This is a genomic window from Curtobacterium sp. RIT-PI-V (assembly GCF_025642935.1).
Taxonomy (GTDB): domain Bacteria; phylum Actinomycetota; class Actinomycetes; order Actinomycetales; family Microbacteriaceae; genus Curtobacterium.
This window is the reverse complement of the sequence record NZ_JANZKM010000026.1, coordinates 42,825-51,362: the sequence shown is the minus strand read 5'-3', so window position 1 is coordinate 51,362 and position 8,538 is coordinate 42,825. Positions and strand designations below refer to the sequence as shown.

Here is an 8,538-nt window from a genome sequence, read left to right as displayed (position 1 = left end):
ACCGAGGACCTCGGGGACGGAGGCGACGGGTGCGGGGATCTTCGACGACGACGACGAGACCGTGTGGATGGTCGGGGTGGCGGCCTGGGCGGAGGAGATGCCGAACGCGGCACCGCCGAGCACGAGGGCGCCGGTCGTGGCGAGGGTGATGGAGGTCTTCAGGCTCTTGCGCATGGTGAACATTCCTTTGCTGAGGTGTCGCGCTCGGCGCGGCTGCTGTGTGCGCGCCGAACATACCCTGGTGCAGGGTGGAGAACCAGCAGTGTGCGGCTGGTGAGCGCTCCGGGTGATTCCCGGCTGTTGCAAGCTATTCGGCGCCCTCCGGCGAACGGATGGGGATCCCGTACCCCGTTATCACATCGTGATATTTGTTGTGGGAAATGTGACCTGTTCGAGGGCCGTGCATGTTGTCGGAGCCCTTCCCAATTGAAGATTGGCTAACGAGACGCCGCCGTACGCTCTGGTCATGACTCTGCGCGGCTTCCTCGACTACATCGGCATCACACGACCGAAGGGTGAGCGCAGCTGGTTGCAGAAGCTGCTTGACCGACGCCGCGCCCGCTGACGGATGGCCTACCGGACGGCGTGACGCAGAGCGGGAGGACCACTGAGAGTGCCGGTGAGGCCGCAGGCCTGGGATGGTCAGTGACGGCGGGCTCCGTCGAGATCTGCGCGAACGTTGGTCGGCTCCGACAGCAGCGGCAGGTTCGCCATGTCCCCGGCACCGTCGAGAGTGTCGTCGGGGTCGGACGGGATGGCGTCGAACACCGGTGTGAGGTCGTCCTGCTCGGGTCCGTGCTCGGCGACGAGCTCGAACGTCTTCCGCAGGGCGGTGGGGGTGGTGAGGCTTTCGACGAGGACGCGGGCGATCTGGTGTCGGGCGATGACTCCGTCGGCGGGCGTGCCGCTTTGGTGGGTGTCGCCCTGGCGGGGTGCGATCCGGAGTTGGTCGTCGTCGTTGTAGTCGAACCAGCCGGGTCGGACGATCGTGTAGTCGTTGCCGCTGGCGCGGACGAGGCGTTCACCGCGCCGCTTCCACTCGGAGCTGTCGCGGAGCGCGGTGACTCCGATGGTGGTCATCAGCGCGATGCGGACGGGCCGGCCATCGAGGGCGTCGAGGACGTTCCGGACGGCGCCGTAGTTGACGGCTTCGGCGTTGCTGTTGTCGCCGTGCGTGAAGATCACCGCGTCGATGCCGGCGACGGCGTCGCGGAGGGTCGATGCGTCGGTGAGGTCGCCGAGGACGATCTCAGCGCCTTGGGCGAGACCCTGCGCACGGTGCTTCTTCCGAGCAAGGGCACGGGTTCGGTGGCTGGCGTCGATGGCGGTCTGGACGACGTGGCCTCCGACGCTGCCGGTGGCGCCGACGACGAGGACAGTGAGCTGGTCGGTCATGGGGGTGCCTTTCAGGCCGAGCCGGCGGCGCGGAGCCACCGGTCGACGTCGGAGCCGGCGGAGGTGTCGCGGACCTCTTCACCGCGGACGGCGAGACCGTCGTGGAACCGGGCTCGGGTGTTCAGCTCGCGGTAGAACGATGCGGTGTTCCCGAGGCCGCTGACGGCGTAGGTCACGAACGGGTGGACGTCCTTGCCGGTGAGATCCGCAGCCTCGGCGAAGGTCGCCATGATCATCGGCGGCTGCACGTTCCAGATGGGGCTGCCGAGCAGGACTCGCTCGTACCGGCTGAGGTCGGGAAGGGGCTGCGCGATCGTGGGGCGGGCGTCGTTGTTCTGTTCGTCGACGTTTCGCGCCACGGTGGGGTCGTACCGGTCCGAGTACGCCTCGGCGGCTTCGATCCGGTACACGTCGCAGTCGATGCGGTCGCGGATGAGGTTCGCGAGGATCTCGGTGTTGCCGACGTCGAGGGTGCGGCGGTCGCCGTTCCAGTAGTTCTCCCCTGCGCGGGAGAAGTACACCAGCAGCGTCGCGGTGGAGTCGCTTCGTGCGGGGGTGGTGGGTGTGGTCACGGTGTGGCATTCACGGTCGGGGGTGGTGCAGGCGGCCAGCAGCCCCGCCGCGGTGGCGCTGATCGCGCCGGCCGCGGCGGCCCGCAGGAGTTGCCTGCGGGTGGGCTGCTGGGCGGGCATGATGGCTTACGCCTCGGCGCGGCCGGTGAGCCAGCGGACCATGTCGGGGTCGACGTGGGAGAAGAACTGGGACTCGCCTGCTTCGAGCTCGGCGATCTTCGCCATCTGCTCGTCGGTGAGCTCGAAGTCGACGACGTCGAGGTTCTGCTGCATCCGCTCGGGCTTGACGGACTTCGACACGACGACGACGCCGCGCTGGACGAGCCAGCGGAGGACGACCTGCGCGACGGACTTGCCGTGGGCCTCACCAATATCGGACAGGACGGGGTTGGTGAAGAGGTCGTTCTTGCCCTCCGCGAACGGCGCCCACGCCTCGAGCTGCACACCCTCGCCCTGCAGCAGCTGCTGGTAGTCGACCTGCTGGTGGAACGGGTTGGTCTCCATCTGGTTCACCGCGGGTACGACGTCAGCGAAAGCGATGAGGTCCACGAGTCGGTCAGAGGCGAAGTTGCTGACGCCGATCGCACGGGCCTTGCCGTCCTTGTGGGCCTGCTCGAGGGCGCGCCACTCGCCGTAGTAGTCGCCGAGCGGCTGGTGGATGAGGAACAGGTCGACGTAGTCCAGGCCGAGCTTCTGCAGCGACGTGTCGATGGCCTCGCGGGCGCCTTCCTCGCCGCGGCGCTGGATCCACAGCTTCGTCGTGATGAACAGCTCCTCACGGGCAACACCGCTCTTGGCGATGCCGCGGCCGACGGCCTCTTCGTTGCCGTAGGAGGCGGCGGTGTCGATGAGGCGGTAGCCGGCCGCGATCGCGTCGATGACGGCCTGTTCGGTGTCCTCGGCAGGGATCTGGAAGACGCCGAAGCCGAGCTGCGGCATCGTCGCGCCGGTGTTCAAGGTGACGGTCGGGATGGTGCTCATGAGGGATTCCTTTCGCGGAGCGGATCGCGGTGGTGCTGCCGATGACCTCATGGAACCGGGTTCCTCGCAGGGGCGACAGGCAGCGCTGTTCGGTGTACTGGCAGTGTCTGTTTCGTCAGCGAGACCCCGGCCTACGCTGACGGCATGGACACCGAAACCGAGGCCAGCGACTTCCTCCGCACTCGCCGCGCCCGGATCACCCCCGACGCGGTCGGCCTCACCGCGTCGATGACCGGGCGGCGCGTCAAGGGGCTCCGCCGTGAAGAGGTCGCGACGCTCGCCGGGGTCAGCGCGGAGTACTACAACCGGATGGAACGCGGCAAGCTCGCCGGCGTCTCCGAGTCCGTCCTCTACGCCGTCGCCCGCGCGCTGCAGCTCGACGAATCCGAGGAGCAGCACCTGTTCGACCTCGCCCGCGCCGCGAACGCCGAGAACGCCCTCACCCGCCCTGCCCCGAAGCGCACCCCCGCCAGGAACCGGGCCAGCGTCCGTGTGCAGCGGCTCCTCGACGGGATGAGCGATCTGCCCGCCTACGCCCGGAACGGCCGCACCGACATCATCGCGATGAACCAGCTCGGCGCCGCCCTCATGCCAGGCCTGATGACCGATGGGAAGGCGCCGGCGAACATCGCCCGATACGTCTTCCTGGACCCCTCGTCGCAGGAGTTCTACGCCGACTGGGAACGCGTCGCCCGTGACATGGTCGCCGCGTTCCGCATTGAGGCCGGCCGTACGCCGTTCGACCGGTCCCTGACCGATCTGATCGGTGAGCTGACGACCCGCAGCGACGCGTTCCGGACCTGGTGGGCTTCTTACAACGTCCGCCTGCACACCAGCGCCACCAAGACCCTCCATAACCCGGTCGTCGGGGAGATCGAGGTCACCGGTGAAGCGCTCACACTCGCTAGCGAACCGGACGTCACGATCATCACCTACGTCACCGAACCCGCCTCCGTGTCGGAGGAACGCCTCCGTGTCCTCGCGAGCTGGGCCGCCAGCAACACCCCGACCGCAGCGCCCACCGCGACCCAGTGACAGCGGCCGACTCGCCGCCCAGCACTGCACCCGCTCAACGTCCCGGCAGTACCTGCCGCTGATCGTCGCGCCCATCGAAAGGAATCACCCGTGAAGTACACCCGCCTCGGTAACTCCGGACTGAAGGTCAGCAGCATCGCGCTCGGCTGCATGAGCTTCGGCGACCCCGCCAGCGGCCACCTGCAGTGGTCCCTCCCGAAGGACGACGCACTGCCGTACTTCCGGCAGGCCCTCGACCTCGGCATCACCTTTTGGGACACCGCGAACGTCTACTCCTACGGCGACTCCGAGCGCATCGTCGGTGAAGCGATCCGCCAGTTCGCCAACCGGGACGAAATCGTGCTCGCGACCAAGGCGCACTTTTCCGACAAGCCCGGCACCGGTCCGGGCCTGCACGTCGCCGGGCTGTCGCGGAAGGCGATCATGCAGCAGATTGACGCATCGCTGACCCGGCTCGGCACCGACTACGTCGACCTGTACCAGATCCACCGCTTCGACCCGGAGACCCCGATCGAGGAGACGATGGAAGCGCTCCACGACGTCGTCAAGGCCGGGAAGGCCCGCTACATCGGTGCGTCCGCGATGTGGACGTGGCAGTTCGCCAACATGCAGCACGCCGCGGACCTGCACGGCTGGACCCGGTTCGTGTCGATGCAGGACCAGTACTCCCTGCTCTACCGCGAGGAAGAGCGGGAGATGTTCGGCCTCCTCGCCGACCAGGGTGTCGGCAGCATCCCCTACAGCCCCCTCGCCAAGGGCCGCGTCGCCCGCCCCGCCGGCGAGCAGACCAAGCGCTCCTCCGACGACCCCGTCGGGAACAGCTTCTTCGCCGACACGGAGCGTGACCGCCCCGTCATCGACGCAGTGCATCAGATCGCCGAAGCCCGCCACGTCCCGATGGCGCAGATCGCGATGGCCTGGGTCCTCAACAACCCCGTCGTGAGTGCACCCATCATCGGCGCAACCAAGCGGCATCACCTTGACGACGCTGCCGCGGCCGTCGACATCGAGCTCACCGCGGACGAGGTCACCGCGCTCGAAGAGCACTATCAGGTGCGCCCCGCCGGAGGCTTCTGAGTATCAGCGGAAGTCCTACGCGAACCAACGTTGACACCAGCAACCACTACATGTAGTGGTGCACGGCGTGTCACAGTACAACATGCGCGATTCCTGAGTGACCATAGCGACGTCGGAGAGGGTGGACCGTCCGCTCATTCACGGCAGGAAGGAGCGCGGAGTCATGGCCAAGTCCGGCAAGAGCAGCGGCGGTTCGTCGCGAAGCTCGATCACTGGCAAGTTCGTGACGTCGAGGTACGCGAAGTCGCACCCCAGCACCACGCAGGCCTCGCACAAGAAGAGCAAGTAACAAGCGCCGCAAGCGGTGCTCACTGGCGGGAATCCGGGGACCGGGTTCCCGCCAGTGCTTTGCACCGTTGCAGTCGGACGGCGTCAGGCAGCGCCTCGATAGCCGATCCTCGAGCGGGCACCTGACGAGTCAGTGTCTGAGGAGTCCGACGACCAGCGTCACTGCTGCGATGAGGCCTCCGAGGAAGAATCCGCATCCGATGAACCGCGTCAGCTCCGGAGTGATCTGGCGTCCCCAGAACGCTCCTTCGACCTTCCGCGCAGAGCGTGCGATCGGGCCCGGGAAAAGCATGAGGGCACAGCCCCAGGCGATGCAGATCACCGCACCAACCGCAAGGAAGAGGACACCCACGTCCCTGACCGTACCGAATGACCGCCAAAGCTGAGTGCTCGGCGTTCCGACAAGGGATCGGCTATCCAGACGGTCAGTTGGTGCCGCGAGGAGCTAAGTTGAGCCGATGAGCAACCCGAATGCTTCTCAACGTTCGAAGACGACGCTGGTCATCGCCGGGGTCGTCCTGCTGGCGGCGGGCATCGCGATGGCCATAGTTGGCTTCAGCGACTCCGGCGCGTTCCTCGGCGTCATGGGATCGATCATTGCCGTATGCGGTGTCGCCGCGTTGGTGGTGGCGTTCCGAAGGAAGCCGGCCCGCTGACGGATCGACCACCGGACTCCGTCTGGTCCCGCCTTCGACTCTCTGGTCACTCGGGGTGACCGAAGATCGACAGGAGGATCCAGACGATGCCAATCATCGCCAGCCCTCCAGCGAGAACACGCACGAGCCCCGGAGTCATCGCACGCTTCGGACCGCGGCAGCTCTGCTGGGCGTCAACGAAATACTGCGCGATCGGCACCGGACGCACCAACGCGGCGACCGCTACCGCAACGATTGCCGGCCCAGCGATGAGTCCGGGGATCCACAGGGACTCCACCCAACCAGGTCGACTTGATGGCAGTGAGGCGTAGCTGTCCGGCGTCGATCGTCAAGCGGCCACAGGTCAGGAGGCGGCAACTGTGAGTGCCAGAACGATGACAGTCGCGCCGATCACGACTCCGATCGCGCCAGCACCGATCATGCCCATGCGCGCGAGTCGCGGCCGGAACGGTACTCCGAACCTTCCCAGGATGCCTCAGAGATGGCGCGCGCAAGTCCGCGTGAGGTTGTAATCACGCCAATGCCGGCGACGATCACAAAGCACCCCATGGTGACCATCTCGACTTGCTGTCCAGACATCGGGGCTCCGTTTCCGCTCCCAAGCACGCTACCCAGCGGACGAGCTTGCTCGAAACTGTCTGGCCGCGTCCGTTACGGTTCCGGTCGGAGGTGAGGCTCCGCTCTCGAAGGCCTGCGTTTGAGAGCGGAGCTGAGGGGTTAGCGGTTGGGGTGTGCTTGTCGTTCGATGCAGCGGTAGACAGTGGCTCGTCCGATACCGAACAGCTCGGCGAGTTCAGCGACCGAGTGCGTGCCGGCTTGCTGGACCTCGAGGAGGTGGCGTTGTTGCGCGTTGCTGAGTTTGGGTTGCCGGCCGCGGAGATGGCCCTTGGCTTTCGCGATCGGCATCCCTTCCCGTGTTCGGGCTCGGATCAGGTCGGATTCGAACTCGGCCACCATGGCGAGGACGTTGAACAGCAGCCGGCCGACGGGATCGTTCGGGTCGTGGACGGAACCGCCGATGTTCAGCTTGACGTTCTTCGCAGTGAGCTCGTCGACGATGTCCTTCGCGTCGCGGAGGCTTCGTGCGAGCCGGTCGAGCTTCCCGATTACGAGAGTGTCCCCGTCACGACAAGATGCGAGCGCTTCGCGCAGCCCTGGTCGAGATCTGTCCGTGCCAGTCAGGCCATGATCGGTGTGGATGTTGGGCGGGAGGACTCCAAGCCGTTCAAGCGCGACTCGCTGAGCGGTGAGGTCCTGTTCGTAGGTTGAAACGCGGGCGTACCCGATGAGTAGAGCGTTCATGGCGCGAGGATCCGCCGACTTCGAGGGTCCGCCTCGTCTCGCAACGCGATCGGCTACCGGATTTCTTCTTCCGCCCCTGAATTGAAAGTCGCCCTGTCCACTTCTGCGGGCGGGACGACGTATGCCAGTCGCCCTGGCCTCTGCGTCACCTCTCTTGCTCTTCTCTTGACAGATCCACAGGTTGGGGGTGAAGGTGACTGTCATGGGGACCGATGGGGGGCCTGGTGCTGAGGACCAGCCCGTGGAACGGCTCGAGCGCCTCGTTGCTGAGTCGCCCGGGTCAGTGGTTTCTGCGCCGGAGCAGGCGCAAACCCCTCGTCGAATCCTCGCTGCGGTGGGCTTGCTTGCGGGTGTCGGTGTTGTTGTGGCCGTGGGGTTGATTGCCGTTTGGAGCTTCGTACTGTCGCACGTAGTGCGTGCGGCCATGAGCCATTGGACCGGTTAGTCGGAATGTGAGGCACGTCCGGCATCGGCAGGGCCGTCTGGGCGCTAGGGGGGAGATGGCTGAATTGTGGTTGCGTCGACCTTCGTTCCGGACCACCGCACGCTGGAACAGAGCAATGTGCGGCAGCTCGACGGCGTCGCGTTGGATCGGGTGTTCGATGACAAGGCGTCCGGGAAGGACGGCATCCGTCCGCAGCTCGAGGTGAGGATCGGGTTCGTCCGCGATGGGGACACAGTGCTGGTGCACTCGATGGACCGGCTCGCTCGCAGCCCCGGAGACCTTCGCCGGATCGTGCGCCGGCTGACGGACAAAGTGGTCTGCGTCGAGTCCGTCGAGGAGCATCTCACCTTCACGGGCGTGGACAGCGCCTTGGCGAACCTGCTGCCGAACCTGAGGAACGGGAGTGCGGTGCGCTGCAGAACCAACGCGTCCGGTAGCCGATCGGCTCCCGAGACCCACGTCCTTCGACCAACCGTGGGCCGGCCGGCTCCCGCTCGCGGACGTACCATCGAGGCGTGAAGTGGTTGGTAGGACTCTTCGCGATTCTGGGGCTTCCGTTCCTCGGACTCGCCGGGGTCGCGATCGCCCTCATCGCTTCTGCCCACGGAGACGTGGGCCGCATTCTCGAGGGATGCCTCTTCGCTGCTGGTGCTGCAGCGTGCGCCACGGTGATGGGCCTTGCGCAACGGGCAGGGGCCAATCGCCGGGCGGACGAAGCCATCGCTCGCAGTGCTCGCTGGGATGCCCACGAAGATCATCGCGAAGGATGACATGGGCCACGACCTTG

At 66.4% G+C, this 8,538-nt stretch carries 9 protein-coding genes; 5 read left to right on the top strand and 4 right to left on the bottom strand.

Going from position 1 to position 8,538, the window contains the following annotated elements; genetic code table 11:
* Positions 1–642: 642 nt before the first annotated feature.
* From OGL88_RS14645 to OGL88_RS14635, 3 genes are read right to left on the bottom strand one after another with little or no spacing between them, the layout of a single operon-like run.
* Positions 643–1,395: an SDR family oxidoreductase gene (locus OGL88_RS14645; RefSeq protein WP_205464315.1), complete on the bottom strand. Its 753-nt coding sequence runs from the start codon at positions 1,393–1,395 to the stop codon at positions 643–645.
* An 11-nt stretch (positions 1,396–1,406) separates the two neighbouring features.
* Positions 1,407–2,087 carry a flavodoxin gene (locus OGL88_RS14640; RefSeq protein WP_263091917.1) on the bottom strand — a complete coding sequence of 227 codons (681 nt, stop codon included), beginning with the start codon at positions 2,085–2,087 and terminating at the stop codon, positions 1,407–1,409.
* 6 nt (positions 2,088–2,093) lie between these two features.
* A complete protein-coding gene (locus OGL88_RS14635) occupies positions 2,094–2,948 on the bottom strand; it encodes an aldo/keto reductase (RefSeq protein WP_263091915.1) in 855 nt (284 codons plus the stop codon).
* 144 nt (positions 2,949–3,092) lie between these two features.
* Between OGL88_RS14635 and OGL88_RS14630 the strand changes: the two genes are divergently transcribed.
* The 3 genes from OGL88_RS14630 (at position 3,093) to OGL88_RS14620 (ending at position 6,004) form a co-directional block, all read left to right on the top strand.
* The gene (locus tag OGL88_RS14630) at positions 3,093–3,983 is read left to right on the top strand and encodes a helix-turn-helix domain-containing protein (RefSeq protein WP_263091913.1); all 891 of its coding nucleotides are present in this window, start codon (positions 3,093–3,095) and stop codon (positions 3,981–3,983) included.
* Positions 3,984–4,073: 90 nt separating this feature from the next.
* Positions 4,074–5,060 (top strand): aldo/keto reductase, encoded by a 987-nt coding sequence (locus OGL88_RS14625; protein WP_205464319.1) that lies wholly within the window; start codon positions 4,074–4,076, stop codon positions 5,058–5,060.
* A 746-nt stretch (positions 5,061–5,806) separates the two neighbouring features.
* The gene (locus OGL88_RS14620) at positions 5,807–6,004 is read left to right on the top strand and encodes a hypothetical protein (RefSeq protein ID WP_263091912.1); all 198 of its coding nucleotides are present in this window, start codon (positions 5,807–5,809) and stop codon (positions 6,002–6,004) included.
* 717 nt (positions 6,005–6,721) lie between these two features.
* Here the strand turns inward: OGL88_RS14620 and OGL88_RS14615 are convergent.
* The gene (locus tag OGL88_RS14615) at positions 6,722–7,306 is read right to left on the bottom strand and encodes a recombinase family protein (protein WP_263091911.1); all 585 of its coding nucleotides are present in this window, start codon (positions 7,304–7,306) and stop codon (positions 6,722–6,724) included.
* Positions 7,307–7,817: 511 nt separating this feature from the next.
* Here OGL88_RS14615 and OGL88_RS17895 point away from each other — a divergent pair.
* The gene (locus OGL88_RS17895; RefSeq protein ID WP_263091910.1) at positions 7,818–8,270 is read left to right on the top strand and encodes a recombinase family protein; all 453 of its coding nucleotides are present in this window, start codon (positions 7,818–7,820) and stop codon (positions 8,268–8,270) included.
* Positions 8,267–8,521 carry a hypothetical protein gene (locus tag OGL88_RS14605; protein WP_263091909.1) on the top strand — a complete coding sequence of 85 codons (255 nt, stop codon included), beginning with the start codon at positions 8,267–8,269 and terminating at the stop codon, positions 8,519–8,521. The genes OGL88_RS17895 and OGL88_RS14605 overlap by 4 nt, the downstream gene beginning before the upstream one ends.
* The last annotated feature ends 17 nt before the right edge of the window (positions 8,522–8,538 follow it).

What these genes read in the sequence shown, in the direction of transcription:
- OGL88_RS14645 (WP_205464315.1), bottom strand. Translation starts at nt 1,395, where the DNA reads ATGACCGACCAGCTCACTGTCCTCGTCGTCGGCGCCACCGGCAGCGTC.
- OGL88_RS14640 (WP_263091917.1), bottom strand. Translation starts at nt 2,087, where the DNA reads ATGCCCGCCCAGCAGCCCACCCGCAGGCAACTCCTGCGGGCCGCCGCG.
- OGL88_RS14635 (WP_263091915.1), bottom strand. Translation starts at nt 2,948, where the DNA reads ATGAGCACCATCCCGACCGTCACCTTGAACACCGGCGCGACGATGCCG.
- OGL88_RS14630 (WP_263091913.1), top strand. Translation starts at nt 3,093, where the DNA reads ATGGACACCGAAACCGAGGCCAGCGACTTCCTCCGCACTCGCCGCGCC.
- OGL88_RS14620 (WP_263091912.1), top strand. Translation starts at nt 5,807, where the DNA reads ATGAGCAACCCGAATGCTTCTCAACGTTCGAAGACGACGCTGGTCATC.
- OGL88_RS14615 (WP_263091911.1), bottom strand. Translation starts at nt 7,306, where the DNA reads ATGAACGCTCTACTCATCGGGTACGCCCGCGTTTCAACCTACGAACAG.